The organism is Mesorhizobium sp. P2_E9 (assembly GCF_056403815.1).
The window spans coordinates 99963-124652 of the sequence record NZ_JBFUET010000004.1 but is presented as its reverse complement, the minus strand read 5'-3'; the positions used below and the strand labels follow the sequence as shown (position 1 = coordinate 124652).

General features: G+C 62.8%; 27 protein-coding genes. 9 read left to right on the top strand and 18 right to left on the bottom strand.

The window, feature by feature from the left end:
• Positions 1 to 103: 103 nt before the first annotated feature.
• Positions 104 to 598, top strand: coding sequence for a MaoC family dehydratase (locus tag AC1D05_RS09015; RefSeq protein ID WP_477440160.1), 495 nt, complete (start codon positions 104 to 106; stop codon positions 596 to 598).
• Entirely contained in the window at positions 598 to 1479 is an 882-nt protein-coding gene (locus AC1D05_RS09010) for an HpcH/HpaI aldolase/citrate lyase family protein (RefSeq protein WP_477440158.1), read from the top strand. Before AC1D05_RS09015 ends, AC1D05_RS09010 begins: the two co-directional genes overlap by 1 nt.
• Here AC1D05_RS09010 and AC1D05_RS09005 read toward each other — a convergent pair.
• Positions 1476 to 3377, bottom strand: coding sequence for a CASTOR/POLLUX-related putative ion channel (locus AC1D05_RS09005; protein WP_477440156.1), 1902 nt, complete (start codon positions 3375 to 3377; stop codon positions 1476 to 1478). The genes AC1D05_RS09010 and AC1D05_RS09005 overlap by 4 nt on opposite strands.
• Before the next feature lie 167 nt (positions 3378 to 3544).
• Positions 3545 to 4219: a methyltransferase family protein gene (locus AC1D05_RS09000; RefSeq protein ID WP_477440154.1), complete on the bottom strand. Its 675-nt coding sequence runs from the start codon at positions 4217 to 4219 to the stop codon at positions 3545 to 3547.
• Between the two features lie 144 nt (positions 4220 to 4363).
• Between AC1D05_RS09000 and AC1D05_RS08995 the strand changes: the two genes are divergently transcribed.
• Positions 4364 to 5062: a TetR/AcrR family transcriptional regulator gene (locus AC1D05_RS08995; protein WP_477440152.1), complete on the top strand. Its 699-nt coding sequence runs from the start codon at positions 4364 to 4366 to the stop codon at positions 5060 to 5062.
• Positions 5063 to 5092: 30 nt separating this feature from the next.
• On the opposite strand, the gene AC1D05_RS08990 is transcribed toward AC1D05_RS08995, so the two are convergent.
• Together AC1D05_RS08990 and AC1D05_RS08985 are read right to left on the bottom strand one after the other, a co-directional pair.
• Positions 5093 to 5701 carry a flavin reductase family protein gene (locus AC1D05_RS08990; RefSeq protein ID WP_477440150.1) on the bottom strand — a complete coding sequence of 203 codons (609 nt, stop codon included), beginning with the start codon at positions 5699 to 5701 and terminating at the stop codon, positions 5093 to 5095.
• A 1-nt stretch (position 5702) separates the two neighbouring features.
• Positions 5703 to 6287 (bottom strand): nitroreductase family protein, encoded by a 585-nt coding sequence (locus tag AC1D05_RS08985; protein WP_477440148.1) that lies wholly within the window; start codon positions 6285 to 6287, stop codon positions 5703 to 5705.
• 155 nt (positions 6288 to 6442) lie between these two features.
• On the opposite strand from AC1D05_RS08985, the gene AC1D05_RS08980 reads away from it, so the two are divergent.
• The gene (locus AC1D05_RS08980) at positions 6443 to 7405 is read left to right on the top strand and encodes a hypothetical protein (protein ID WP_477440146.1); all 963 of its coding nucleotides are present in this window, start codon (positions 6443 to 6445) and stop codon (positions 7403 to 7405) included.
• Positions 7406 to 7408: 3 nt separating this feature from the next.
• Here AC1D05_RS08980 and AC1D05_RS08975 read toward each other — a convergent pair whose 3' ends face one another.
• Both AC1D05_RS08975 and thrS read right to left on the bottom strand, forming a co-directional pair.
• Entirely contained in the window at positions 7409 to 8347 is a 939-nt protein-coding gene (locus tag AC1D05_RS08975) for a lysophospholipid acyltransferase family protein (RefSeq protein ID WP_477440144.1), read from the bottom strand.
• Between the two features lie 82 nt (positions 8348 to 8429).
• A complete protein-coding gene (thrS, locus tag AC1D05_RS08970; RefSeq protein ID WP_477440142.1) occupies positions 8430 to 10406 on the bottom strand; it encodes a threonine--tRNA ligase in 1977 nt (658 codons plus the stop codon).
• Positions 10407 to 10609: 203 nt separating this feature from the next.
• Here thrS and AC1D05_RS08965 point away from each other — a divergent pair, with 203 nt between their 5' ends.
• Entirely contained in the window at positions 10610 to 11446 is an 837-nt protein-coding gene (locus AC1D05_RS08965; RefSeq protein WP_477440571.1) for an SAM-dependent methyltransferase, read from the top strand.
• Positions 11447 to 11451: 5 nt separating this feature from the next.
• Here the strand turns inward: AC1D05_RS08965 and blaOXA are convergent, their stop codons facing one another.
• Together blaOXA and yidD are read right to left on the bottom strand one after the other, a co-directional pair.
• Complete coding sequence (gene blaOXA, locus AC1D05_RS08960; protein ID WP_477440140.1) at positions 11452 to 12279, bottom strand: class D beta-lactamase; 828 nt, start codon at positions 12277 to 12279, stop codon at positions 11452 to 11454.
• A gap of 150 nt (positions 12280 to 12429) precedes the next feature.
• The gene (yidD, locus tag AC1D05_RS08955) at positions 12430 to 12804 is read right to left on the bottom strand and encodes a membrane protein insertion efficiency factor YidD (protein WP_477440569.1); all 375 of its coding nucleotides are present in this window, start codon (positions 12802 to 12804) and stop codon (positions 12430 to 12432) included.
• Positions 12805 to 13138: 334 nt separating this feature from the next.
• Here yidD and AC1D05_RS08950 point away from each other — a divergent pair, with 334 nt between their 5' ends.
• Positions 13139 to 14056 (top strand): LysR substrate-binding domain-containing protein, encoded by a 918-nt coding sequence (locus AC1D05_RS08950; RefSeq protein WP_477440138.1) that lies wholly within the window; start codon positions 13139 to 13141, stop codon positions 14054 to 14056.
• A gap of 24 nt (positions 14057 to 14080) precedes the next feature.
• Here the strand turns inward: AC1D05_RS08950 and AC1D05_RS08945 are convergent, their stop codons facing one another.
• Both AC1D05_RS08945 and AC1D05_RS08940 read right to left on the bottom strand, forming a co-directional pair.
• Positions 14081 to 14506: a cell envelope integrity TolA family protein gene (locus AC1D05_RS08945; RefSeq protein ID WP_477440136.1), complete on the bottom strand. Its 426-nt coding sequence runs from the start codon at positions 14504 to 14506 to the stop codon at positions 14081 to 14083.
• 65 nt (positions 14507 to 14571) lie between these two features.
• The gene (locus tag AC1D05_RS08940; protein WP_477440134.1) at positions 14572 to 15018 is read right to left on the bottom strand and encodes an iron-sulfur cluster assembly scaffold protein; all 447 of its coding nucleotides are present in this window, start codon (positions 15016 to 15018) and stop codon (positions 14572 to 14574) included.
• A gap of 240 nt (positions 15019 to 15258) precedes the next feature.
• On the opposite strand from AC1D05_RS08940, the gene folE reads away from it, so the two are divergent.
• From folE to AC1D05_RS08925, 3 genes are all read left to right on the top strand, one after another.
• The gene (gene folE / locus AC1D05_RS08935; RefSeq protein ID WP_183451676.1) at positions 15259 to 15894 is read left to right on the top strand and encodes a GTP cyclohydrolase I FolE; all 636 of its coding nucleotides are present in this window, start codon (positions 15259 to 15261) and stop codon (positions 15892 to 15894) included.
• 42 nt (positions 15895 to 15936) lie between these two features.
• Entirely contained in the window at positions 15937 to 16398 is a 462-nt protein-coding gene (gene hisI / locus AC1D05_RS08930) for a phosphoribosyl-AMP cyclohydrolase (protein WP_477440132.1), read from the top strand.
• Positions 16399 to 16482: 84 nt separating this feature from the next.
• Positions 16483 to 17454 carry a patatin family protein gene (locus AC1D05_RS08925; RefSeq protein WP_477440130.1) on the top strand — a complete coding sequence of 324 codons (972 nt, stop codon included), beginning with the start codon at positions 16483 to 16485 and terminating at the stop codon, positions 17452 to 17454.
• A 7-nt stretch (positions 17455 to 17461) separates the two neighbouring features.
• Here AC1D05_RS08925 and recJ read toward each other — a convergent pair whose 3' ends face one another.
• The 8 genes from recJ to AC1D05_RS08885 all read right to left on the bottom strand — a co-directional run bounded on the left by recJ (position 17462) and on the right by AC1D05_RS08885 (position 24610).
• Complete coding sequence (recJ, locus tag AC1D05_RS08920; RefSeq protein ID WP_477440567.1) at positions 17462 to 19243, bottom strand: single-stranded-DNA-specific exonuclease RecJ; 1782 nt, start codon at positions 19241 to 19243, stop codon at positions 17462 to 17464.
• 154 nt (positions 19244 to 19397) lie between these two features.
• A complete protein-coding gene (locus tag AC1D05_RS08915; RefSeq protein ID WP_477440128.1) occupies positions 19398 to 19622 on the bottom strand; it encodes a DUF6434 domain-containing protein in 225 nt (74 codons plus the stop codon).
• 73 nt (positions 19623 to 19695) lie between these two features.
• A complete protein-coding gene (gene glpX / locus AC1D05_RS08910; protein WP_477440126.1) occupies positions 19696 to 20679 on the bottom strand; it encodes a class II fructose-bisphosphatase in 984 nt (327 codons plus the stop codon).
• 204 nt (positions 20680 to 20883) lie between these two features.
• The gene (locus AC1D05_RS08905; RefSeq protein ID WP_172228433.1) at positions 20884 to 21051 is read right to left on the bottom strand and encodes a Thivi_2564 family membrane protein; all 168 of its coding nucleotides are present in this window, start codon (positions 21049 to 21051) and stop codon (positions 20884 to 20886) included.
• A 64-nt stretch (positions 21052 to 21115) separates the two neighbouring features.
• A complete protein-coding gene (locus AC1D05_RS08900) occupies positions 21116 to 21475 on the bottom strand; it encodes a hypothetical protein (RefSeq protein WP_477440124.1) in 360 nt (119 codons plus the stop codon).
• A 126-nt stretch (positions 21476 to 21601) separates the two neighbouring features.
• On the bottom strand, positions 21602 to 22915 hold the full coding sequence (locus AC1D05_RS08895; protein WP_477440122.1) for a homoserine dehydrogenase: 1314 nt from the start codon (positions 22913 to 22915) through the stop codon (positions 21602 to 21604).
• Positions 22916 to 22951: 36 nt separating this feature from the next.
• On the bottom strand, positions 22952 to 24169 hold the full coding sequence (locus AC1D05_RS08890) for an LL-diaminopimelate aminotransferase (RefSeq protein ID WP_027045888.1): 1218 nt from the start codon (positions 24167 to 24169) through the stop codon (positions 22952 to 22954).
• A gap of 45 nt (positions 24170 to 24214) precedes the next feature.
• Positions 24215 to 24610, bottom strand: a complete 396-nt coding sequence (locus AC1D05_RS08885; protein WP_477440120.1) for a hypothetical protein — start codon at positions 24608 to 24610, stop codon at positions 24215 to 24217.
• Positions 24611 to 24690 lie beyond the last annotated feature (80 nt).

The window sequence follows — 24690 nt, the reverse complement described above, 5'->3', positions numbered from 1 at the left end:
GCTTACGCCCCTTGCCGGAAGGTTTCCGGCCCCGCTGGAGACGGTAGGCAGAAATGGTTTACGAACGGTTCACCATGTTCATTAACTGGCTTGCGAGCGCTGGATGCAGCGCCTATCAACCGTCAATCAGCGCAGGAGACCAGAAATGGCCGGGCTATATCTCGAGGAGTTTGTCGTCGGCCATGTCTTCCAGCACACGCTGCGCAAGACCGTCACCGAGAGTGACAACATGCTGTTTTCGGTGATGACGCTGAACCCGCAACCGCTGCATATCGACTTCGATTTCGCCGCCAAGAGCGAATGGGGCAAGCCGCTGGTCAACTCGCTGTTCACGCTCGGGTTGATGATCGGCATTTCGGTCAACGACATCACGGTCGGCACGACCGTCGCCAATCTCGGCATGAAGGAAACCGTGTTTCCGCATCCGGTCTTCCACGGCGACACCATCCGCGTCGAGACCACAGTCGTCTCGGTGCGCGAGTCCAAATCGAAGCCCGATCGCGGCATCGTCGAATTCGAACACCGTGCCTACAACCAGCATGGCGATCTCGTCGCCAAATGCACAAGGCAAGCGATGATGCTGAAGAAGGTCGCCTGATGCGCTCGCTGCTGTTCGTCCCCGGTGATTCCGAGCGCAAGCTGGAGAAGGGTTTTGGCGCCGGCGCCGACGTGGTCATCGTCGATCTCGAGGATTCCGTGGCGCCGCAGAACAAGGTGCTGGCGCGCGCGATCGCGGCACGCTTTATCGTCGAACGCAGGGGGCAAACCAACTCGGCGATCTACATCAGGGTCAACGACCTCTCGACCGGGCTGACGGACGACGATCTTGCCGCGCTCGTTCCGGCAAAGCCGGATGGCATCATGCTGCCCAAGTCCAACAGCGGCCAGGACGTCCAACAGCTCTCGGCAAAGCTCAGGGTTCGCGAGGCCGAGAACGGCTTGCCCGACGGTGCGATCAAAATCCTGCCGATCATCACCGAAACGCCGGCGGGTGTGCTCGCCGCCGCGACCTATGCCGGCGCGAGCGCACGGCTGGCCGGTCTCACCTGGGGCGCGGAAGACCTCTCGGCGGCGATTGGCGCGCGCTCTGCCCGCGACGAGAACGGCCGCTACACCGACGTGTTCCGCCACGCTCGCCTGACGACCATCCTCGCCGCCGGTGGGGCGGAGGTCGCGGCGATCGACACCGTGTTCCCGAACTTTCGCGACATGGCGGCCTTCGCCGCGGAATGCGCGGAGGCCGAGCGCGACGGCTTCACTGGCAAGATGGCGATCCACCCTGATCAGGTACCGGTCATCAACGCCGCCTTCACGCCTTCGGCCGAGGCCGTGAAACAGTCGGCGGCAATCGTCGCGGCGTTCGAGGCGGCCGGGAATCCCGGCGTCGTCGGCATCGACGGCAAGATGTTCGACCGCCCGCATCTGCGGCTGGCCGAACGGCTTCTGGCGCGTGCGAGAGCAGCTGGGATTTCCGCCTAATCCCGTGCCAGCACGATGATACGGTCTTCCGGCAGGTAGGCCAACGCTTCCGACTTCAGCGGATTGACGGTGACGCCGCCCAGTGCCCGCTGATCGGTGTCTCCGGCGCGGATGCGCCGATATCCTATGGCGATCTCGCCACGCAGCCGCGCCGATTCCGCGATTGTCCAGAAGGTCAATGGCTGGTCGATGGCGACATAGTCGGCGACCGCACGCATGTAGATTTCAGAACCCTGCTCGTCGAGCAGGTCATCGAAGATCGCGGCCAGGTGCTGGTTCTCGGACGCCTGAGCCAACATCAGGCTGACCAGCCGGTTGCTGACGACGAAATCATCGGCCTTGGTCACTGCCGCAAGCTCCCGGTTGCGCACGTCGATCATCTCGCTGACGATGGAGATGTGCAGGCCGGCATCATCGGCGATCTTGCGCAGATGCAGCAGCGTCACCAGCGTGCGCGTATCGGCCGGTTGCGCTGCCATGGTTTCGCTGTAGCCGAGGACGAGCACATGGTCGTAGGAAGGCACGTCCAGGCTTTCCAGTGCTTTGCTGCTCGAGGTGTCGGTGATGCGGCAGGTAACGGACAGATTGTCGCCGGCAACCGGCAATCCGGCAACTTCCTGCTCGAGGCCAGGTGTGTCGGCGGCGATGGTCAGGATCGAACCAGGCGCGACGTAGCGCGACAGTTCATAGGTGATGATCGGGCCGCGCCGGTTCCAGCCGAGGATCAGCGTGCGCTCCGGCTTCGCCTCGACGGACCGTGGCCCGCGGATCGCCGCCGCATCGATCTTGATCCCCGTGCTTCCGAGCTTAATCGCCGCATCGTCCTCGGCGATGACAATGGCGCGCATATCCCCACCGATCACCAGCTCCGACGACGGGTTGAGATTGACGCGCCCCTTTTGGTCGCAAAGCCCGATCAGCGCGCAGTGCTCATACGCCATCACGGCCTCGCCAAAGGTCTTGCCGGTGAGATCAGGCTGCTCGGTCGTGTAGATTTCGCAGCCGTCGAAATCGAGCAGCTCTGAATAGACACCGCTGAGGCCGGATTGCCGGCTCGAATGCACGACGATGCGCGAGATCAGCTGGTCAGCCAGCACGAGTTGCACCTCGGTCCCGCCGACGACGCGGGCAACCTCGGCATTCTTGCCATCGCGGATCTCGGCGGCGATGTTGTAGGGGTCGGTGCGCCGGTTCGGATCGTTGACCAGCGCCAGCACTGTCTTGATGACCTGCGAATCCGGATCGTCGCCGTCCGGCGACAAGACGATGACCGACCGCGAGCTCTGCGGATTGACGATCGCCAGGTCATAGAGATCGGTCGGGTCGCCGCTGCGGCAGATGATGCGCGTATTGCCCAGTTTGCCGACCTTGGCCGCGATCTCGTCCTCCATCGCGACCTTGTCCATATTGGCCATGACGACGATGCGCGGACGGCGGCGGCTGGCATTGGCGATGACGAGTTCGGAGATGACGTCGAAGATCGACGGCGACCAGTTGAGGATGATGGTGTGATCGGCCTCCAGCACCCGTGAACGGCCCTTGCGCAATTCATCGAGCTTGCCATCGACGCCGGCGCTGAGCACGCCGATGAGAGCCGAAACGACGAAGATGCCGGCAAGCGTGACGACCAGCATGACGAGGCGGAAGGCCCAGCCGGTGTCGCCGCCCATCGTGCCGGAATCGAGCGTGCGCATCAGCGATTCCCAGAACGCTTCGAAAAAGTTCAGCGGCTCGCCGCCCTCCGGTGCGATGCGGGTCGCCGCAAGGAAAGCCGCGGCGGCGATGATGATCAGCAGGGAAACAACAGCGAGCCAGCCAATCAGCGCGATCGGGCCGGCGGCCATGCTCTTGTCGAAGCCGTAGCGCAGCCGGGTTCCCAGCGAGTCTCGTTTCTTCATGTCGCCGGTGCCCCCGCACTATCCCCAAGGTCGATGCGCCAACGCAACGCCGAAGTCGCTCTCTTAGCCTGTGTTTGGATGAAGGGGAATCGCTATTCGCGTGTTCACAGCTAAGGAATCTGCGGCGATGGCGAACCGCGCGAGGCGCTAGCCATTTCGCCTGGCCGCTACCAGACCATCGGGATCAGGCGGTAGCGAACCTCAGCCGCGTAATCGTCATAGCCGCGCAGGCCGGTACGAAGCGTTTTCTCTTCGATGAAGGTGCGAATGGCCAGGAGAACCACGAACACGAGCACCAATACCAGTCCCCACCAGGAGCCAAGCAGGAGTGCCGTGCCGGCGAAGAAGAGGATGGTGCCGGCATACATCGGATGGCGGACATAGCTGTAGGGCCCCGTGCTGATCACGCGCTGTCCGCGCTCGTCCTGGATCTTCACCACCGGTGCCGCGAAACTGTTCTCCAGCATGGTCAGGTAGCAGATCCAGATGCCGACCAGCAGGACCAGCGCGCCGACCACCTGCGCCCAGACGGGAACCATCGACCAGCCGAAACGGACGTCCAGCCCCATGAAGACCTGCCAGCCAAAGATGGCGATGAGAAGTATGGACAGCAGCACCTTGTCGGCAGGGGTCTGCTTCTTCTGGATGGGAGAACTCAGTCGCTCATTCATCAGGCCGGGGTCCCGCCGAGCCAGCGCCATGCCGAGGGTAAGACTGAGCCCCACCATGACCACCAGATAGATCCAGGCTCCCGACCAGTGCAGCGTGCCGGCCGACACGAAGAGCAAGGTGCCCATGACGCCGAACCAGATGAATGTCTGAAGAACCATTTTCGCGATCATGATCGACCTTCCACGGTATGCCCCCCGCGGCATTGGCCGAAACAGACCAATGGTCTATCATACCGACCAGTGGTCTATAGTTCAAGCGGATGATCCTATATCCCGTGCTGGACGGGAACGGCCATCGCGTGCAGAAGGTTCGTCATGCCCCGTGTCATCAAGCATCCAGAGATCAGACGAGAAGACATCCTGGACCATGCCCAGGCCCTGTTTCTGACGCAGGGCTATGACAGGGCGAGCCTCAACGAGGTGATTGCCTCCGCCGGCATCTCCAAGGGCGCCTTCTATCACTACTTCGCCTCCAAGGAGGCACTGCTCGAAGCCTTGGCCGACCGCTTCGCCAGACAAGCACTGGCTGGGGTCCAGGAGATACTGGACGACCCCGGCCTCGACCCGCTTGGCCGCCTGAATGGCCTGCTCAGCCAGTCGCGGCAGGCCAAGATCGAGACCGCAGCGGAGGCCTGGGCTCTTTTCGAGACGATGTTCCGGCCCGAAAATCTGGTGCTTTTCCATCGCATCAACCTGGCGGCTAGCGCGTCGTTTTCCCCCCTGCTGGTCAAGATCATCCGGCAAGGCGTCGAAGACGGAACCTTCAGGACCTTCGACCCGGAAGGTGTCGCCGACATTGTCATGCAGTTCGGCTTGGCCACGCATGACGTCGTCGCCAAGGCGATTACCGGCGGCAGCGACGCCGATATGGAGATTGCGATCAAAGTGCTGGAAAAACGCGTCAGGCTCTACGAGATCGCTCTCGACCGCATCCTCGGCCTCCCCGATGGAAGCATCCGGATCGGAGAGCCCGGCTATATCAGAACCGTCATGACGGCGCGACGCAAAAGCTGACAAGCTGGGGTGATCTGCCGAATCTGGAGCCTACTCCTTGCCCCAGCGTGGCCGGCGCATCGAAAAGACGTCACTGACGCTGGCATAGTCCATATAGCCGAGACGAGCGACATTGCCTGCCTTGGTGATATCGAACAGGCCGTCTTTCAAGAAGGCATCGTCGATGTGGACGCCGACCACTTCGCCGGCGACGACGACGGCGCTGGTCGGCATTCCGTCCAGCGCCTTTGGGCGAAACACCTCCGTCACACGGCATTCGAGCGCGGCAGGCGCTGCCGCCACGCGCGGCGGCCTGACGAGACGCGATGGTGCCATGGCGAGATCTGCATAGACGAACTCGTTGACGCCGCGCGGCGCATTGACGGAGGTGTAATTCATCTTCTCCACAAGATCGCGGCCGACCAGATTGGCAACGAACTCGCCGGTCTCCTGGGCGAAGGAGGCGCTGTCCTTCTCGCCCTCCGAAGAAAACCAGACGATGAACGGCCGTGTCGAAACGGCGTTGAAGAAGGAGTATGGCGCCAGATTGATCTCGCCTGCCCCGTTCAATGTCGATATCCAGCCGATCGGGCGCGGCGCCACGATTGCCTTCGACGGATCATGCGGCAGCCCGTGCCCCTTGGACGGCTCGTAGAACATTTCAGCCCGCCCAGGGCCCTGCGTAATCGGCATAGAGCTTTGCCGGATCGGGCCGTGGCCGTTCCGGCGCCGGGCCGGCATAAGAGCCGATGTGAACGAAACCGACGACACGCTCCTGCGGCGCCAGTCCGAGGGTCGCCCTGCCCTCCGGCACGTCGGAATACCAGTTGCTGATCATGTTGGTGCCATAGCCTAGCGCATTGGCTGCAATCATCAGGTTCATCGCCGCCATGCCGCCCGACAGGAACATTTCCCATTGCGGGATCTTGGGATTCTCTTTCGGCACCGACACCACGCCGATCACCAGCGGCGCGCGCGAAAAACGCGCCAGTTCCTGGTTGCGGCGGCCCTCGGGTAGCGGCCCTTCCCGCTGTTCGGCAAGCGCCGCCAGTTGTCTGCCGATCTCAATGCGGACATCACCGCGATAGAGGATGAAGCGCCACGGCTCGAGCCGGCCGTGGTCGGGCACGCGCGTGGCGGCGGCGATCATCGTTGCGATATCGGCGTCGCTCGGCGCCGGCTCCTTGAGGTCGGGAATCGGCGCTGAATTTCGGGTCAGCAGGAAGTCGATGATCGGCGACGCCATGGGCGCAAGTCTCCTGAAACACCCTGTTTTGAGCTGAAGCGCACCATCGGGAATTCGGGCGGCTCGGGCAAAGGCGCGCAAGCGCCGGGCTGAAGAGTCTTCGATTGGACTCTTAAGCCTTGAAATTGCCACCGCCATGGGCTTCAACGCAAGGCATGTTTGAGGGGCGACTGCGTCTTTTCCTGGTCTGGCTCTGCGCCGCACTGTTCCTGCTGCCGGCCTCCATGGCTGCTGCGCAGGAAAAGGACGGCGTCAGCGACCTTAAACTTCCCGGAATTTCGAGCTATGCGACGCCGAAGAGCGAAACCCCGCTGGCGCTTGGCGGCGGTGGCGCCATCACCTTGTCGGCCCAGCTGACCGACAAAGGCACCGACATCACCCGCGGCCTCGTCTGGCGTGTCTTCAAACCGGAAGCCGTCAACGGCAAATTGCCGATGGTTGCCTCCGCGCATGGCGGCAGCGCCGTCTTCCAGCTCGAACCCGGCAGCTACCTCGTCCATGCCTCCTATGGCCGCGCCGGTGCCACCAAGCGCATCACTGTCGGCAAGGAAGCCAAGCGGGAAAGCCTCGTGCTCGACGCCGGCGGCCTGAAACTCGACGCCGTTCTGTCCGGCGGCGTGCGCATTCCGCCGAAAAAACTGCGCTTCTCGATCTATGAGGGCACCGCCGAGGCCAATGGCGACCGCGCGCTGATCATTCCCGATGTAGAGCCCAACAGTGTCGTGCGGCTCAATGCCGGCATCTACCACGTCGTTTCGACCTACGGCGCGGTCAACGCGGTCATCCGCTCCGACATCCGCGTCGAGGCCGGCAAGCTGACCGAAGCCACCGTCGAGCATCACGCCGCCGAGATCACCATGAAACTGGTGCGCGAGACCGGCGGCGAGGCCATCGCCGACACGTCGTGGTCGCTGCTCAACGAATCCGGTGATCCGATCAAGGAGACCGTCGGCGCCTTTGCCTCGATGGTGCTTGCCGAAGGCGACTACACCATCATCGCCAAGAACCGCGACCGCATCTACCAGAAGGATTTCACGGTCGTGGCCGGACAGAACCAGGAAATCGAGGTTCTGGCGACCGAAGCGGCGGCGATGGATCCTGAAGAAGGCGCGGATTAGCCTTCAGGCTGCCAGCTTTGTTCGTGCCGGCAGGAAAGGAATGCGACGGCGCGGCAGCTGCGGCTCCAGGTCGAACACACCACGGTAAAGCCGGTCGAGCAATGCCTTGCGGTCGCGCAGCGGCTCCAGTTCGCTCCAGCTCAGCACATCGCCGACGCGCACGTCGATCGCCTTCCCGGACAGCCGCGCGAATTCGTGGATGAGCATCGAAAGGCGCAGCGTCAGCGAGGCTTTGCCGACGAATTTGGCCACGCGGCCGTCGCGTTCGGCCATGTTCATCGGCCCGCTGATCAGATGGAACAGCCTGCCATTCTGTCCGGAAAAATGCATCGGAATGACGGACGCCTTGGCATCCTGGACCAGGCGTGCCGGAAACATCTTCCATGGCAGGTCGCGTGCCCGGCCGAAGCCCTTCGGCGCGGTGGCGACGCCACCGGCGGGGAACACCACGATGGTGACGCCTTCCCTGAGTAGACGCACCGCCTCATGGCGCACGGCCATGTTGTTCTTCAGCGCGTCCTTGGTCTCGGAAAAGTCGATTGGCAGCGAATAGGGCTCCATCTCGCGGATCTTGAGCAGATCCTTGTGGATCATCACCCGGAACGGCCGCCGGAGCTGCTCCACCAGCGACAGCACCGCGATGCCGTCGCCGATGCCGAACGGATGGTTGGCCACGATCACCAGCGGTGTGTCCGGCAATGGCGCGGGCGGCCATTGGTCGGCGGTGCGTATCCGCACGTCGATCAGGTCGAGCATGCGGCTGAACACACGCTCGCCTGATGGCACCACCTGGCGGCGCCAGAAATCATAGAGCGCGGCATAACGGTCGCGCCCCGACAGGCCTTCAATGGAATGGATGACCCAGCGCGTTAGCACCGGTTGGTGCGGATTGGCGTAGGAAAGTTCGGGAAATGGTTTTTCGCGCAATTTCAGCTTGAGCATAGCGATTCGTTACAAGATCGGCGTGACAGGGATATGAAGATGGCGGTGGATCGCTCCACCGCCATTCCTGGGGCTATGCGGATCAGGCAGCGCGTTTGCGCCTGCGGTCCGGCGTCACCGCTTCCTCGGTCAGCTGCGCGATCGCCTCGGCAAGGCCAAGCGATTCCTGGTCGCGCGAGCCAAGCCGGCGCATATTGACCGTCTGTTCCTCCGCCTCGCGTTTGCCGCAGACGAGGATGACCGGCACCTTGGCCAGCGAGTGCTCACGGACCTTGTAGTTGATCTTCTCGTTGCGCAGATCGGCTTCCGCCAGAAGCCCGGCAGCCTTCAGCTTTGCCACCACTTCGGTCGCATAGCCGTCCGCCTCGGAGGTGATCGTCGCCACCACCACCTGCAGCGGCGCGAACCACAGCGGGAAATGGCCGGAATAGTTCTCGATCAGGATGCCGAGGAAACGTTCCATCGAACCGCAGATGGCGCGATGCACCATGACAGGCTGCTTCTTCTCCGAATCCGAGCCGATATAGAAGGCGCCAAAGCGTTCCGGCAGGTTGAAGTCGACCTGCGTCGTACCGCATTGCCATTCGCGGCCGATGGCATCCTTCAGCACATATTCGAACTTCGGCCCATAAAAGGCGCCCTCGCCCGGATTGATCGAGGTCTTGATCCGGTTGCCTGACCGCGTCCTGATCGTCTCCAGGACATTGCCCATGATCGCCTCGGCATGATCCCACGCCTCGTCGGTGCCGACGCGCTTGTCAGGCCGTGTCGACAGCTTGACGCTGACCTCTTCAAAACCGAAATCGGCATAGGTCGACAGGATCAAATCGTTGATGCGCAGGCATTCCGCCGCGAGCTGCTCCTCGGTGCAGAAGATATGCGCATCGTCCTGCGTGAAGCCGCGCACGCGCATCAGCCCATGCAGCGCACCCGACGGCTCGTAGCGATGCACATTGCCAAATTCTGCAAGTTTTACGGGCAGATCGCGATAGGACTTCAACCCATGCTTGAAAATCTGCACATGGCCCGGGCAGTTCATCGGCTTGAGCGCGAAGACGCGGTCATCGTCGGTGTCGTCGCCGGCAACCGTCACCTTGAACATGGCATCGCGATACCAGCCCCAATGGCCCGACGTTTCCCACAGGCTCTTGTCCAGAACCTGAGGCGCGTTGACCTCCTGGTAGCCCTGCTCGTCGAGACGGCGGCGCATGTAGTTGACCAGGTTCTGGAACATCTTCCAGCCCTTGGCGTGCCAGAAGACGACGCCCGGTCCCTCTTCCTGGAAATGGAACAGGTCCATTTCGCGGCCGACCTTGCGGTGATCGCGTTTCTCGGCCTCCTCCAGCATCGTCTGGTAGGCGTCGAGCTGCGCCTGGTCGGCCCAGGCCGTGCCGTAGATGCGCGTCAGCATCGGGTTGTTGGAATCGCCGCGCCAATAGGCGCCGGCCACCTTCATCAGCTTGAAGGCGTTGCCGATCTGGCCGGTCGAGGCCATGTGCGGGCCACGGCAGAGATCGAACCAGTCGCCCTGCGCATAGATCTTGAGATCCTGGTCCTCGGGAATGGCGTCGATCAGCTCGAGCTTGTAGCGCTCCCCCTTGTCGGCGAACACCTTTTTCGCCCTGTCGCGCGACCAGACCTCCTTGGTGAACGGCTTGTTGCGCGCAATGATCTCGCGCATCTTCTTCTCGATCACTGGAAAATCGTCTGGGGTGAACGGCTCGTTGCGGGCGAAGTCGTAATAGAATCCGTTCTCGATCACCGGCCCGATGGTCACCTGCGTTCCCGGCCATATCTCCTGCACGGCTTCCGCCAGCACATGCGCGGTGTCGTGACGGATAAGCTCAAGAGCGCGCGCGTTGTCGCGGGTGATGATCTCGACCTTGCCGGACTTGCCGAGCGGGTCGGAGAGATCGCGCACGGTGCCATCGATGGCGTAGGCGACGGCCTTCTTGGCCAGCGACTTCGAGATCGATTCGGCAAGGCCAGAACCGGTCATCGCCGCGTCGTAGTCGCGGACGGAACCATCGGGAAATGTCAGGGAAACGGAATTCAGCATTTGTATCTCCTATCCAGTCCCGCAAACGAGCGCGGGTGGTCGTGGGGGGCCGGATGCGTCCGGCAAGCGGGCGGGTTTTAGAGGCAGTGCCGCGTCAGGTAAAGAGCGCTGATTGGCCTGGCCGTCAGGAAATGTCGCCAGAGATGTCGCAGGTCCGTCGCCCGGGCTTGCGAACATCGCCGCAATCGTCTGGAATTGTCGATATGGAACACGCAACACCCAGCCGAACCGCCCTTGGCGTCGCACGCATGAGAGCCCTGCATCAGTTTTCACCGCAGGCAGGGCTGTTTCGCGATCCCTACGCGATCGCGATTCTGGGTGAAGCTGCGCCCACGGCACAGGAGCTCGAGCAGGAAGACGAGCGCCGCCGGCGCATGCGCCTGTTCGTCACCGCGCGCGCCCGCTTCGCCGAGGACTGGCTGGCGGCGGCGGTCCATCGCGGCATCCGGCAGCTCGTCGTGCTTGGCGCCGGCCTCGATACGTTCTCGCTGCGCAATCCGTATCCGGATCTCAGGATATTCGAAGTCGACCACCCGGCGACGCAAGCCTGGAAACGCAAATGCATTGCCGATAGCGGGCTTGCCGAGCCACCCGCCACGACATTCGTGCCAGTCGATTTCGAGCGGCAAAGCCTGCCTACGGAACTGGCTGCGGCCGGTTTGCGGTCGACCGAGCCCAGCTTCTTCATGTGGCTGGGGGTCGTGCCCTACCTGACGAAAGAAGCGATCTTTAAAACGCTGTCCTGGATTGCCGGCATCCCCGGCTCGGAGGTCGTGTTCGACTACAGCGAACCGGCTGAGAACCGCGATGCGGCGGGACAGGCGGCCCTCGCCTTCCATGCCGCGCGCGTCGCGGCAGTCGGAGAGCCATGGATCAGCTTTTTTGTTCCAGCCGACCTGGCGGAATCCCTGACCGAGCTCGGCTTCGACGAGATCGAAGATATCGAGAGCGGCGATATTGCCGCCCGTTTTTCCGGAGCACCGAGGGGAATGACGAGCAATTCCGGCGGCCACATCATCCGCGCCCGCCGAACCGCCTGACCAGATTATTTCATCAGCAGCGGCAGGTCCTTCAGAAATCCGGAGCGTGTGCTCCAGCCTTTCGGCACATCGGTGCGCTTTGTATCGACGATAAGACGGGCGAAGACGATCTGCTGACCATCCTTTTTCGCCCAGCCGACGAACCAGCCGAGCGAGCGCGTGTCCCTGATCTTGTCGGTATCGTTGGCCAGCCTTGTGCTGCCGGTCTTGCCTTGCACCGTCCAGCCTCCGGCCTTGAATGTCGGGATGATGGCTGACGTCATGTCGTAGGCCTTGGCCGAGACCGGCAGCTTGCGGGCCAGCAGCTTGCGCAGGAAATCGACCTGCTCGACCGGCGTGATCTTGAGCGAGGAATTCACCCAGGAATGGGTCAGGCCGTCATCCTTGCCGGGATTGCCGGAGACGTCGTTGTTGCCGTAGTCGAGTTTCGAGACATAGCCGGAAAACTTTTCACCACCGAGCCGGCGCGTGATCTCGCGGGAATACCAGATAATCGAATCGCGTTCCCAGATCACCGGATCGACGGTCTTCTGATCCCGCTTAACCGCATTGAATTCGGGTTTGTAATCCCAGCTCGGCGTGTGCTCGTCGCTCAGGATCCCGGCATCATAGCCGATCAGCGAGAGCGGGACCTTGAACGTCGAGGCCGGGCTGAACCGCTGGTCGCAGGTGCCGTCCTGATAGAGCGTCTTGCCGCTCGTCGCATCGGCGATCAGCGTGCACTGCACATCTCCAAGCGGCGCCGATTGCGCGCGCATCGGGAACCCCAGCAACCAGGCGAGCAGGAACAGGACTCCAGCCAGGATAAAGGGAAGACGGTCGATGTTACGCATTGATGCTCGCTCCAGAAGGGGGTGTTCGCGAGCGGGCTTAGCGAGGTCTCTTGTCTCGATTTTGTCTCAAATGCGCAGTCTTTGTGCAGGCTTGCGTTAACCCTACCGGATCGTAAACGCGCACTGCCGCCCGAGACGTGAGCGGCGCAATCATGCCTTCGTTTCGGCGTGCTTGCGGCCGATCCGCCAGTACCGCCACGGCATGAACCAGACATAGCGATCGGCCAGTACTTCCGGCACCAGGTCGATGCCATGCGTGCCGAAGGGTCCGCAGCGCAGCACGCGGAAAAATCCCATCCAGCCGCCGGCCCACAGGCCATGGCGGGCGATCGCCTCATGCGCGTATTCCGAACAGGTCGGCAAATGCCGGCAGGAATTGCCGACAAAGCCGGACAGCGTCAGCTGGTAAAGGCGCACGAACGACGTGCCGAGGAGACGGCCAGGCGTCTTGCGCCACGGGCCGGGCCAGTTGCGGCCGCGCACCGGCGGTCTGGCAGTATGGGCATGCCCATGCGGGTCGTGCACCGCGGTCTCCGTATCGCGTTCTGTCTCGCGATAGATGTGAGCTTTGTCAGGAGAACGCAACCCCGACCCCTATCCGCCGTGCTGTCATGGGCGGGAGCGGCGACATGGCTGCCTGTCAACCGGAGGCGCCCAGCGGCCGGGGCTGGCCGGCTCCTCGCTGCACTTTGCATGATGCCTTTCGTCACGCCATTGAAACGTTGCGATCCGCATGACATCGCCAAAGATGCTCAGGAACTGGATCATGGTCGGTCTCCTTTGACGCGATTAGACCGCCGCTGGCCTTGGCCTTCAAACGAGTATAATTTCCACTTCGGATAACCTTGGATTATGCGAAATGAAGCGCGGACGCCTGCCATTGACGGCTTTGAGGAGTTTTGAGGCAGCGGGCCGGCATCTGAGCTTTAGCCGGGCCGCCGAAGAGCTTTTCGTCTCGCAGGCGGCGATCAGCCGGCAGATCCGCGAGCTCGAAACCTTCCTGCGCCAGCCCTTGTTCGAACGTCACCACCGCCGCGTCGAACTGACGGATGCGGGCCGCCGGTTGCTCCCCCAATTGGTCAGGAGTTTCGATGACATCGACAAACTGCTTTCGGAATTGGTCGCTGTCCCCGCGCAGTCAGTGGTTCGGGTCAGCGTCGAGCCGTCGCTTGCTTCCGTGTGGCTGGTGCCCCGGCTCAACCGGTTTCGCCAATTGCGGCCCGACATCGACGTCTCGCTCGAAGTCGACCCCAGGCTGATCGAATTCCGCAGCGATCAGCCTGAGCTTGCCCTGCGCTTCAGCGCCCATGCCATCTCTTGGCCTCGCAGTCAGGCCGAGCGGCTTGCCTCGACCGTCGATTCACCGGTTCTGTCGCCAGCACTGCTCGCCTCGGGCCCTGCCCTTGAGAAGCCGATCGACCTTGCCCGCTACACACTTTTGCACGAGGAAAATCGCCAGGGATGGGCACGCTGGTTCGAAGCGGCCGGCGTGCCGGCGGATGCCGTGCCCGCCCGCGGCCCGATGCTAGCCGACGCCTCGCTGTCGAAACAGGCCGCCCTGCTCGGACATGGCGTGGCGCTGGGCGACCTCCTGCAAATCGGTGGGGAAGTCGCAGCCGGCGCGTTGATCAAGCCGTTCGACATCGACGTTGCGTCCGGCGCCTACTGGTTGGTGGCCAGGAGCTTGAAGGATCTTTCCGAACCAGCCGCGGCTTTCGCAGACTGGCTGAGAAGCGAATTTGCCGAAAGCAGACGGACCCTGGAACCAACGGCTTGAACCGGTTCCCGAGCCTGGCTCCAGCTACTTTGCCTTCTTGTATTTTTCGAGAAATTTGTCGATGTCGTTCGCATCCATCTTCGAAGGCCCAGCCGGCGGGGCTTCTGCCGGGTTGAATGTGAGGACGGCATCGCGCCACAGATCATAGTGGGCCGCGTAAGATATCAGCCCGGGAAACGGCGCGCAGCGCGTGATCGCTCGAACGGCGGCCTCGGCAACCTTGTCCGGAGGCGGCGTCACGGGACCGAGGATTTTTGGCGGGCCAGCGAGCGATCCGTCCTTGTTCAGGCTGACCTGAACCCGTGCAACCCTCGTGGTATTTGCAGGCATGTTCCAGCAGACCTGGATGGCCTTCATGAGATAGTCGCCGATATCGCGCGTAACTGCCACGTCGGCCCGGCTCGTGCTGCCGCTCGACACGAGCGCACCGGCAAGGCTCCAGACGAACACCAAGCCGCGGAAAGAACTGTGTTGCGAGCGGTCGCGAAGTCCGCGCATGGTGAAAAAACGCAAGGTCAGGCTGCTTCTTCGGCGCGCTTCTTCTCGATCTGGCCGATGGCGTCGATCACGGCGTCGAAGGTCAGCATGGTCGAGGCATGGCGCGCCTTGTAATCGCGCACCGGCTCCAGGTACTTCAGATCGGCGAAGCGGCCCTGAGGCGGCTCGCCATTTTCCTTCAGCATCTTCAGCATGGTGTCGCGCACCGCCCGCAATTCCTCGGCACTCGCGCCGACGACATGCTGCGCCATGATCGAGGACGATGCCTGGCCAAGCGCGCAGGCCTTCACATCATGGGCAAAGTCGGTGACCACGCCGTCTTCCATCTTGAGGTCGACGGTAACGGTCGAACCGCACAGCTTGGAATGCGCCTTGGCGGTCGCGTCAGCATGATCGAGGCGGCCGATGCGGGCGATGTTTCCGGCAAAACCGAGAATTTTCGCATTGTAGACGTCGTTGATCATATTTTTCCAATCCGTCGCCGCCAAGCGAACAGCGATTGCCGCTGCTGCGTCTTCCTTTCGCTCGCTACGATCTTATATAATGCGGGCAGTCCGGTAACGACAAGGCGATGAGCGCCGCTGTCCTGGCCGGGAAGTTCACGCCGCTTACGGGGCTGGAAACGGGGCGAGTTTCCGACACCGAAAGGTCGTGGTCCGTTCAACTCGTTCCTCCTTGGAGAGGAACTACGGGAGACGCCTTTTATGGATGCCGTCATCAAGAAACTCATGCCCCAGTCCGCCTACATGGAAAAGCCGGTCACCGACCGGCCAAGCGAAGCCGAAGTCGAGGCCGCCGTGCGCACGTTGCTGCGCTGGACAGGCGACAATCCGGATCGCGAAGGGTTGATCGACACGCCCAAGCGCGTGGCTAAGGCCTATCGCGAAATGTTCGGCGGCTACGACATGTGCCCGGCGGAGGAACTCGGCCGCACTTTCGAGGAAGTCGCCGGCTACGACGATCTCGTTATCGTCAAGGACATCACATTCCATTCGCATTGCGAGCACCACATGGTGCCGATCATCGGCAAGGCGCATGTCGGCTATCTGCCTGACGGTAAGGTCGTCGGCCTGTCGAAGATCGCGCGCGTGGTCGATATCTTTGCCCATCGCCTGCAGACGCAGGAGGCGCTCACCGCGCAGATCGCCGGCGTCATCCAGGATGTGCTCAACCCTCGCGGCGTCGCCGTTATGATCGAGGCCGAGCACATGTGCATGGCGATGCGCGGCATCCGCAAGCAGGGCTCTACCACATTGACCTCCACCTTCACCGGCGTCTTCAAGGACACGCCCGAGGAGCAGGTTCGTTTTGTCACCATGGTGCGCGGCGGCGGGGCGTAAGCCCCTCGCCGGCGTCACGGTCAACAGGAAAATAGACCGGCGATGTCGGCACTGGAATTTCTCAAAGCTTCATCAGACAAGAAGGCCCAGGAAGAAGGCGCGGTGTTCTCACCGCGCTTCGACGCCGCCGGTCTTGTCACCGTCGTCGTCACCGATGCCGAAGACGGCATGCTGTTGATGGTTGCGCATATGAATGCGCAGGCCCTGGCGTTGACGCTGGAAACCGGCATCGCCCACTACTGGTCGCGTTCGCGCAATGCGCTTTGGAAAAAGGGCGAAACCTCGGGCAATTTCCAGCACGTCGTCGAGATGCGCACCGACTGCGACCAGGACGCATTGTGGCTTCGCGTAAAAGTGTTGGGCCACGACGCAACCTGTCACACGGGCCGGCGTTCATGCTTTTATCGGACGGTGGGGCTGGTCGACGGCAAGGGGACGCTTGTTGACGACGGCAGCAAACCGCTGTTCGATGCGGAAATCACGTATCGGAAGCCATCGTCTTGAACCTTCTGCCTCACACCAACCACACAGATTCATCATTTCGATACGGCCCATCCGTATATTAGCCTTGGGACAAGGGAGATCGTGATGCTCGAGTGGGCGTCATTGCGTAACAGACCGGACGTAAGGGAGGCCAACGGTCCCGCTTCGTCCGGCGGCGCGTCCGAGCAGAAACCGGCAAAGAAAACAGGCATTTCGCTCGCCCTTGGCGGTGGCTGCGCCCGAGGCTGGGCCCATATCGGCGTGCTGCGCGCGCTCGATGAAGCCGGCATTGAAGTTTCGATGATCGCCGGTACCTCGATCGGCGCGCTGGTCGGCGGCTGTTATCTCGCCGGCAAACTGGATGAGCTGGAAGAGTTCGCCCGCAGCCTGACCAAGCGGCGCATCTTCGGTCTGCTCGACCTCAATCTGCGCGGCAGTGGCCTCTTCGGCGGCATGAAGCTCGATGCACGACTGCGCGAGCATATGGCCGGAATCCGTTTCGAGGATCTGCCCAAGCCGTTCGTCGCCGTCACATCCGAAATTCGCACCGGCCACGAAATCTGGCTATCGAGCGGCTCGCTGATCACCGCCATGCGCGCCTCCTATGCACTGCCTGGCGTGTTCGAGCCCGTGAACTGCAACGGCCGTGTGCTGGTCGACGGCGCCCTGGTCAATCCGGTGCCGGTATCGGTCTGCCGCGCCTACGAGCAGCCGCTCGTCGTGGCGGTCAACCTTCACTACGATTTGTTCGGCCGCGCCGCCGTGATCAAGCACAGCGCCGGCGAACTGGTCGTCGAAAAGGACGCGCCGCGCCCCGGCCATGTCGACCCAAACCACCAGTCGCATCAGACGCGCCTCGGCATCACCGGCGTCATGGTCGAAGCCTTCAACATCATCCAGGATCGCATCTCGCGCGCCAGGCTGGCCGGCGATCCGCCCGACATGTCGCTGCAGCCCAAGCTCAGCCATATCGGCCTCACCGAGTTCCATCGCGCCGACGAGGCGATCCAGCTCGGCTACCATGCGACGATGGCGCAGATCGGCGAACTCAGCCGGCTGCAGACCGTTTTGGCCTGATCAAACCTCACGCCCGCGCCGCGTCGATCATGCGGAATTGCACCGTGCGGTTGCCATTCCAGTAGTTGCCCGACAGCGAGCCGGCGACATGCACGGTCTTGCCCCGGTTCTTGAACAGGAATTCGCCAAGTGCGGTGTCGACGGCGCGAAAGGCGATCGCCTGGATGCGGCCACCGCTGTCCGACTGCAATTCGCAGCGGATGTGGTTGGTGCCGACCGGCCGGGCGTCGGCCAGCCGATGGCGCGGCAGCACGAAGACCGGCGCGACGTGGCCGGCGCCGAAGGGGCCTGCCTTTTCCAGCGCATCGAGCAGGCTGAGCGTCGCGCCTTCGGCGGCAAGCGCGCCGTCGATTGCCAGGCTTTCCTCGTCCTGCAGCCGAAACACGTCGGCAGCCGCCCGTTGCTCGAAGAACGCCCTGAGTTCGCCCAGCTTGGCGCGCTCCACCGTGATGCCGGCCGCCATGCCATGGCCGCCGCCCTTGACGATCAGCCCGGCATCGGCGGCTTCGCGCACCAATCGGCCGAGATCGAAGCCCGACACCGAACGGCCCGAACCGGTACCGATGCCCATAGAGTTGAACGCGATGGCGAAAGCTGGCCGACGTGCATGATCCTTCAGCCTCGAGGCGAGCAGGCCGACGATGCCGGGATGCCAATTGTTGCTGGCGGTGACGACGATCGCCGGTCCGTTGCCGCCAGCGAGTTCGGCATCTGCCTCGGCTCGCGCCGCGGCCAGCATCTCCTGCTCCATCTGTTGCCGTTCCTGGTTCAGCCGGTCGAGCGTCTCGGCGATGGTCCGCGCCTCGACCGGATCGTCCGTCGCAAGCAGCCGGCTGCCAAGCGCCGCATCGCCGATACGCCCACCGGCATTGATGCGCGGACCGATCAGATAGGCGAGATGGAAGGTGCTGATCGGCTCGCCAATACGCGAAACCCGCGCCAATGCGGCCAGCCCTTCATTCTTCTGCTGGCGCGCCACTTGCAGCCCTTTGACGACGAAGGCACGGTTGACGCCGGTGAGCGGCACCACGTCGCAAACGGTGGCAAGCGCCACGAGATCAAGCAGCGAAAGCAGGTCGGGCGGCGCGACATCGCTCAGGCCACGCAGGATCTTTGCGGTCTGCACCAGGGTGAGGAAGACGACACCGGCGGCGCAGAGACGGCCCTGCCCGGAAAGATCGTCGTCACGGTTTGGATTGACGACGGCAATTGCCGCCGGCAAGGCGCCGCCGACCTGATGGTGGTCGAGCACCACGACATCGGCGCCGGCTTCATTGGCAGCATCGACGGAAACGGCGCTGTTGGTGCCGCAATCGACGGTGACGATCAGCGACGCGCCGCGCGAGACGAGCTCGCGCATGGCGTCGGGATTGGGGCCGTAGCCCTCGAAGATACGGTCTGGAATATAGATTTCCGACGGTATGGAGAAATGCGCCAGGAACCGCTTCAGCAAGGCCGACGAGGCGGCGCCGTCGACATCGTAGTCGCCGAAGATCGCCACCTTCTCCCTGGCCATCACTGCCGCGGCGATGCGGGTGGCGGCTTTGTCCATGTCGGTCAGCGAGGCCGGATTCGGCAACAGGTCGCGGATCGTCGGATCGAGGAAGCGCTCGGTCTCATCGGCGGTCACGCCGCGTCCGGCAAGCACGCGCGCGACGATGTCGGGCACGCCGTGGCCCTGCGCGATGGCAAGCGCAACCATATCCTGCCGTTCGGTCAGCCGATGCTCCCAGGAGAGACCGGTCGCCGACTGCCTGACATCGAGGAAGAGGCGCTTGTCCCCCATCATGCGCTTTGCCAATTCATGGTTGGCCGCAGGATAATGCATGTCGCCCACAATTGCGCAGCGGTTTCGGGACAACGACATGCACAAACAACGGCCTGAAGCCAGGCAAAGCCAAGCGGTTCGCGGCGGGTGGCATCGCGGGAAAATTCAAGAAAAACTACGCTTTCCGCTTTTCAGCCTGGTGCCGGATCCATTCGTCGGCTGCATCCCCCATCGTCTTTTCCCGACCGTCCTTGAGCCAGGCCATGAAAGGTCGATCGAACCTGAACGCATCGCCGCATTCGCCGGTGAGAAAGCGGCGCACATGCTGGGTGTTGCGGTAGGATTTCGTGATGGGCGTGGCACGCGAAATCGGATCCGCGTGCCAGTCGAACGCATTCATCGTCAATCCTTGCGCGGCCAGGGTTCAGATGCAGCCAAGCGCTAGCAACTGCGGTGCCGCTTCGCAAGCAGATCTAGAACTTATCCAGGTCCTGGTGCCGGGCCTTGATCTCGCGCACGGTCCGTGACGAGGAGCGCAGCACGATCGTGTGCGTGGTGATGAAGGTGCGGCCGAACTTGACGCCGGCCAGCATGTTGCCGTCGGTGACGCCGGTGGCGGCGAACAGCACGTCACCGCGCGCCATGTCTTCCGCATGATAGATCCGCTTCGGATTGGAAATGCCCATCTTCGCCGCGCGGGCCATCTTCTCGGGTGTATCGAGGATCAGCCGGCCTTGCATCTGGCCGCCGGTACAGCGTAGCGCAGCCGCCGCCAGCACGCCTTCCGGCGCGCCGCCGGTGCCGAGATAGATATCGATGCCGGTTTCTTCCGGGTCGGTGGTGTGGATGACGCCGGCGACGTCGCCATCGCCGATCAGCCGGATGGCGGCACCCGTGGCGCGCACGGCATCGATCAGCTTGGCGTGGCGCGGCCGGTCGAGGATACAGGTGGTGATGTCAGACACCGGGACGCCCTTGGCGCGGGCGAGGCTGGCGATGTTTTCGGCCGGCGAGGCATCGATATCGATGACGCCCTCGGCATAGCCCGGACCAATGGCGATCTTGTCCATATAGACGTCGGGCGCGAACAGCAGGCTGCCCTTCTCGGCAATGGCGATGACGGCAAGCGCGTTGGGCAGGTTCTTGGCGCAGATCGTCGTGCCTTCGAGCGGATCGAGCGCGATATCGACTGCCGGACCTTTGCCGGTGCCGACCTCCTCGCCGATATAGAGCATTGGCGCCTCGTCGCGCTCGCCCTCGCCGATCACCACCGTGCCCTTGATGGCAAGGCGGTTGAGCTCCTGGCGCATGGCGTCGACAGCGACCTGGTCGGCCGCCTTCTCGTCGCCGCGCCCGCGCAGCCTGGCGGCGGCGACGGCGGCCCTTTCGGTGACGCGCACCAGTTCCATGGTGAGTATCCGGTCAAGGCCGGCGACAATGTTCTGGGCCACATTCATTTTCGGGAAATCCTCGTTCGCACGTCGCCTCCCGCCGGAGGCGCGCCTGTTTTGTCAAACGAGCATGACAACGGCAAGACCTGCCGGATGTTTTATCGAAAGGCCAGCAATATCAATCGATTGAACCCAATTCCCAACAAGAAGGCGGCCCGGTCGGAAACGACCGGCCCGCCTTGAAGACGCGCAAATTGTTGCTGTCGCGATCTAGAAAACCGCTAGATATTTGAGCAGCGAAATGATGCCGATGATGATGACGATGACCTGCACGATCTGTCGCATCTTGGCGTCGAGCGGCAGCCGCTGGACGAGATAGAGAACGAGAATGATGACGAGAAATGTGATCAGAATGCCGATCAGCATGGATGAAGCCACGGTGCCCTCCTAAAAATGATTTCTTGAAACGGGAGCCGGCAACGCCGGCTCAAGGCCGACACGCTCAATACCAGCGGCGCGACGTGTCGTTGTTCAACGACTGGCCGACGGCAATTCCGGCCAGGAAGCCGAGCAGGCCGATGACGCCGACCACGGCGGTCGTCGTGCCCGGATTGTCGCGGGCGACGTCCGAAACCGCCTGAGCCTGGCTGCGCAGCTGTTGTGCCGTCCGCGATGCACGCGCCGCCGCGGTATCGTAGAAATCAGAAGCCTGCTCGCTGGCGTCATCGAGCATTTCCGCGCCCCGCGCCGAAATGCTCTTGTTGATCTTGGTGATCTCCTTGCGCAGTTCAGCGATCTGTTTTTCCAGCGTTTTCTGGATGTCGTCGATGTGAGGGGTGTCGGACTTGTTGGTATCGGCCATGAAGTGGCTCCCTTGGTTGCTGACCAAGAGAACGGCGCCGCAACGATTTCGTTCCGGCCTATTCGCGGCTGGTAGCCAATCGGATCGACCGCGAGGCCGGCGGGGATTCTTCCCCCGGGGACGGAGCTACCCTGCCCGCTCGATGCGGATGACCTGCGGCTTGTCGGTCAGGTGACCGTCCTTGGTGATGCCGTCCACGGCCTTGCGCACGGCGGCCTCGGTGGTCTCGTGCGTCACGAGGATCACCGTCTTCTGCGCCGCCGCCTCGCCGCTGATTGCGTGCTGGACGATCGATTCCAGCGAAATATCGTTGTCGGCCATGCGCTTGGCGATCGCAGCAAAGACGCCGATGCGATCATGCACGGTCAGCCGGATGAAGTAGCCGCCGGCGTGGCTGCGCATCTGCGCCTTCTTGTAGGGTCGCAACTCCTTCGCTGGGCGGCCGAAGACCGGGCCATGCTGGAAGCCGGGCCGGCTCTTGGCGATATCCGCGACGTCGCCAATGACGGCCGAGGCGGTGGCGTTGCCACCGGCGCCGGGGCCGGAGAGCAGCAGTTCGCCGAGAATGTCGGTCTCGATCGCCACCGCATTGGTGACGCCATGCACCTGCGCGATGACGGAGGCTGTCGGCACCATGGTCGGATGCACGCGCTGCTCGATACCGCTTTCGGTGCGCTGGGCAACGCCGAGCAGCTTGATCCGGTAACCGAGATCGCCGGCCGCGCGGATGTCGGCCTGGGTGATGTTGGAAATGCCTTCCATGTAGATGTCGTTGGCGGCGATCTTGGTGCCGAAGGCAAGGCTGGTCAGGATCGACAGCTTGTGCGCCGTGTCATGGCCCTCGATGTCGAAGGTCGGGTCGGCCTCGGCGTAACCCAACCGCTGCGCGTCCTTCAGGCAGGCATCGAACGAGATGCCCTCGGCCTCCATGCGCGTCAGGATGTAGTTGCAGGTGCCGTTGAGAATACCGAACACGCGCGTGACCGAATTGCCGGCCATCGCCTCGCGCATCGTCTTGATGACGGGAATTCCGCCAGCCACCGCCGCCTCGTAGTTGAGCAGCACGCCCTTCTTCTCGGCGATCTCGGCCAGCGCCACGCCATGCTTGGCGAGCAGCGCCTTGTTGGCGGTCACGACATGGCGGCCGGCTTCGAGTGCGGCCTTCACCGACAACCGCGCCGGCCCTTCGTCGCCGCCGATCAGTTCGATGAACACGTCGATATCGGCGGTCTGCGCCATCTTGACCGGGTCGTCGAACCATTTTGCCGAACTGACATCGACGCCACGATCGCGTTTCGGGTCGCGCGCGGAAACCGCTGACACGACAATGTCGCGACCGCATTGCCGGGTCAGCTCAGCCGCCTTGTCGCGCAGCACGCGCGCCACCGACGCACCGACCGTGCCAAGACCGGCAATTCCAACACGCAGTGCTTCAGCCATGGAAGGCGACGTCCCTCAAATCAGATCGAATTTTGCTTACCGGTGGGCGGACAGCGGCACCACATTGTTGGGCTGCTTAGCGCTGGTCGACAGGAAGCGCTTGATGTTGCGCGCCGCCTGGCGGATCCGGTGCTCATTCTCCACCAGCGCCACGCGCACGAAATCATCGCCATGTTCGCCGAAGCCGACACCGGGCGCCACCGCCACGTCGGCGTGCTCGATGAGCAACTTGGAGAATTCGAGCGAGCCGAGATGCTTGAACGGCTCGGGGATCGGCGCCCAGGCGAACATCGAGGCCGCAGGGGCCGGAATGGTCCAGCCGGCGCGGCCGAAGGCATCGACCATCACGTCGCGGCGCTTGTGGTAGATGTCGCGCACCTCGGCGATATCGGCGCCGTCGCCATTGAGCGCGTGCGCAGCCGCCACCTGAATCGGCGTGAAGGCGCCGTAGTCGAGATAGGATTTCACCCGGGTCAGCGCCGAGATCAGCCGCTCATTGCCGACCGCAAAGCCCATGCGCCATCCAGGCATGGAGAAGGTCTTCGACATTGAGGTGAACTCGACGCAGACATCGATCGCGCCCGGCACCTGCAACACCGAAGGCGGCGGATTGCCATCGAAATAGATTTCGGAATAGGCAAGGTCGGACAGGATGATGATGTCGTTCTTCTTCGCGAACGCCACCACGTCCTTGTAGAAATCGAGCGAAGCGACCAGCGCCGTCGGGTTCGACGGATAGTTGAGGATCAGCGCCAGCGGTTTCGGGATCGAGTGGCGAACACCGCGTTCCAGCGCCGGAATGAAACCATCGTCCGGCTCGACCTGCAGCGAGCGGATGACACCGCCGGACATGATGAAGCCGAAGGCATGGATCGGATAGGTCGGGTTCGGACACAGAATGACGTCGCCGGGCGCGGTGATCGCCTGCGCCATGTTGGCGAAGCCTTCCTTCGAGCCAAGCGTGGCCACCACTTGCGTGTCGGGGTTGAGCTTCACGCCGAAGCGGCGCTGATAATAGGCGGCCTGGGCGCGGCGCAGGCCCGGAATGCCACGCGAGGAGGAATAGCGGTGCGTGCGCGGATCGCGCACCACTTCGCACAATTTGTCGACGATGGCCTTCGGCGTCGGCAGATCCGGATTGCCCATGCCGAGGTCGATGATGTCGGCGCCGCGCGAACGGGCGCTGGCCTTGAGCCGGTTGACCTGCTCGAACACGTAAGGCGGAAGCCGGCGAACCTTGTGAAACTCTTCCATGGCAGTTCCAGACAGCAAAAGGGGTGTTGGGCGCGCGCTATATACTCATTTGCAGGTAGGGTCGAGGGCGGGGTCGCATTTGCCTTCGATCTGCTTCAGCGTCTGCGGACCGTGCTTCTTGGCCAGATCCGTCAGCGCCGCCTGGTTGGCGACCGCTGCGCCACCGCCTCTTTTGGCGCCCTGCCCATTCTCATCGGCCTTGAGTTCGGCGAGCTTGGCGCTCGTCTCGGCTGGCGTGAATTGTTTGTTCGCCACTTTGGGCGGGATATTCAGGTTCGGAAACGTGCCGGTATCCTTCGGGCCTGCATTGTCGGCCATGGGCACCGGACCGCTGCTGTTCGTGCTTGAACACCCGGCGATCCCCAACAGGACGATCGCCGCGCTGATGCGGCAAAAGCGTGCGGCGCCAAAAAAAACAGTCTCGCCAATATTAATCGTCATATTGTTTCCTTGGCAGCCGAGGTAGAGCGAGATTGGACCCTGTCGGATGTCCCATGTTAATATGTCAAGAAAACGCTTCG

Excerpts from the sequence above, each read along its gene's own strand:
- AC1D05_RS09000 (WP_477440154.1), bottom strand. The coding sequence starts at position 4,219 with ATGATCGCGAAAATGGTTCTTCAGACATTCATCTGGTTCGGCGTCATG.
- AC1D05_RS08975 (WP_477440144.1), bottom strand. The coding sequence starts at position 8,347 with ATGCTCAAGCTGAAATTGCGCGAAAAACCATTTCCCGAACTTTCCTAC.
- AC1D05_RS08990 (WP_477440150.1), bottom strand. The coding sequence starts at position 5,701 with ATGTTCTACGAGCCGTCCAAGGGGCACGGGCTGCCGCATGATCCGTCG.
- hisI (WP_477440132.1), top strand. The coding sequence starts at position 15,937 with ATGTCGGCACTGGAATTTCTCAAAGCTTCATCAGACAAGAAGGCCCAG.
- AC1D05_RS08925 (WP_477440130.1), top strand. The coding sequence starts at position 16,483 with ATGCTCGAGTGGGCGTCATTGCGTAACAGACCGGACGTAAGGGAGGCC.
- AC1D05_RS08900 (WP_477440124.1), bottom strand. The coding sequence starts at position 21,475 with ATGGCCGATACCAACAAGTCCGACACCCCTCACATCGACGACATCCAG.
- AC1D05_RS08885 (WP_477440120.1), bottom strand. The coding sequence starts at position 24,610 with ATGACGATTAATATTGGCGAGACTGTTTTTTTTGGCGCCGCACGCTTT.
- AC1D05_RS09015 (WP_477440160.1), top strand. The coding sequence starts at position 104 with ATGCAGCGCCTATCAACCGTCAATCAGCGCAGGAGACCAGAAATGGCC.
- blaOXA (WP_477440140.1), bottom strand. The coding sequence starts at position 12,279 with ATGCGTAACATCGACCGTCTTCCCTTTATCCTGGCTGGAGTCCTGTTC.
- AC1D05_RS08965 (WP_477440571.1), top strand. The coding sequence starts at position 10,610 with ATGGAACACGCAACACCCAGCCGAACCGCCCTTGGCGTCGCACGCATG.
- AC1D05_RS08915 (WP_477440128.1), bottom strand. The coding sequence starts at position 19,622 with ATGAATGCGTTCGACTGGCACGCGGATCCGATTTCGCGTGCCACGCCC.
- AC1D05_RS08985 (WP_477440148.1), bottom strand. The coding sequence starts at position 6,287 with ATGGCGTCGCCGATCATCGACTTCCTGCTGACCCGAAATTCAGCGCCG.
- glpX (WP_477440126.1), bottom strand. The coding sequence starts at position 20,679 with ATGAATGTGGCCCAGAACATTGTCGCCGGCCTTGACCGGATACTCACC.
- AC1D05_RS08940 (WP_477440134.1), bottom strand. The coding sequence starts at position 15,018 with ATGATCAACGACGTCTACAATGCGAAAATTCTCGGTTTTGCCGGAAAC.
- folE (WP_183451676.1), top strand. The coding sequence starts at position 15,259 with ATGGATGCCGTCATCAAGAAACTCATGCCCCAGTCCGCCTACATGGAA.
- AC1D05_RS08895 (WP_477440122.1), bottom strand. The coding sequence starts at position 22,915 with ATGGCTGAAGCACTGCGTGTTGGAATTGCCGGTCTTGGCACGGTCGGT.
- AC1D05_RS08950 (WP_477440138.1), top strand. The coding sequence starts at position 13,139 with ATGAAGCGCGGACGCCTGCCATTGACGGCTTTGAGGAGTTTTGAGGCA.
- AC1D05_RS09010 (WP_477440158.1), top strand. The coding sequence starts at position 598 with ATGCGCTCGCTGCTGTTCGTCCCCGGTGATTCCGAGCGCAAGCTGGAG.
- AC1D05_RS08995 (WP_477440152.1), top strand. The coding sequence starts at position 4,364 with ATGCCCCGTGTCATCAAGCATCCAGAGATCAGACGAGAAGACATCCTG.
- AC1D05_RS09005 (WP_477440156.1), bottom strand. The coding sequence starts at position 3,377 with ATGAAGAAACGAGACTCGCTGGGAACCCGGCTGCGCTACGGCTTCGAC.
- thrS (WP_477440142.1), bottom strand. The coding sequence starts at position 10,406 with ATGCTGAATTCCGTTTCCCTGACATTTCCCGATGGTTCCGTCCGCGAC.
- AC1D05_RS08890 (WP_027045888.1), bottom strand. The coding sequence starts at position 24,169 with ATGGAAGAGTTTCACAAGGTTCGCCGGCTTCCGCCTTACGTGTTCGAG.
- recJ (WP_477440567.1), bottom strand. The coding sequence starts at position 19,243 with ATGATGGGGGACAAGCGCCTCTTCCTCGATGTCAGGCAGTCGGCGACC.
- AC1D05_RS08980 (WP_477440146.1), top strand. The coding sequence starts at position 6,443 with ATGTTTGAGGGGCGACTGCGTCTTTTCCTGGTCTGGCTCTGCGCCGCA.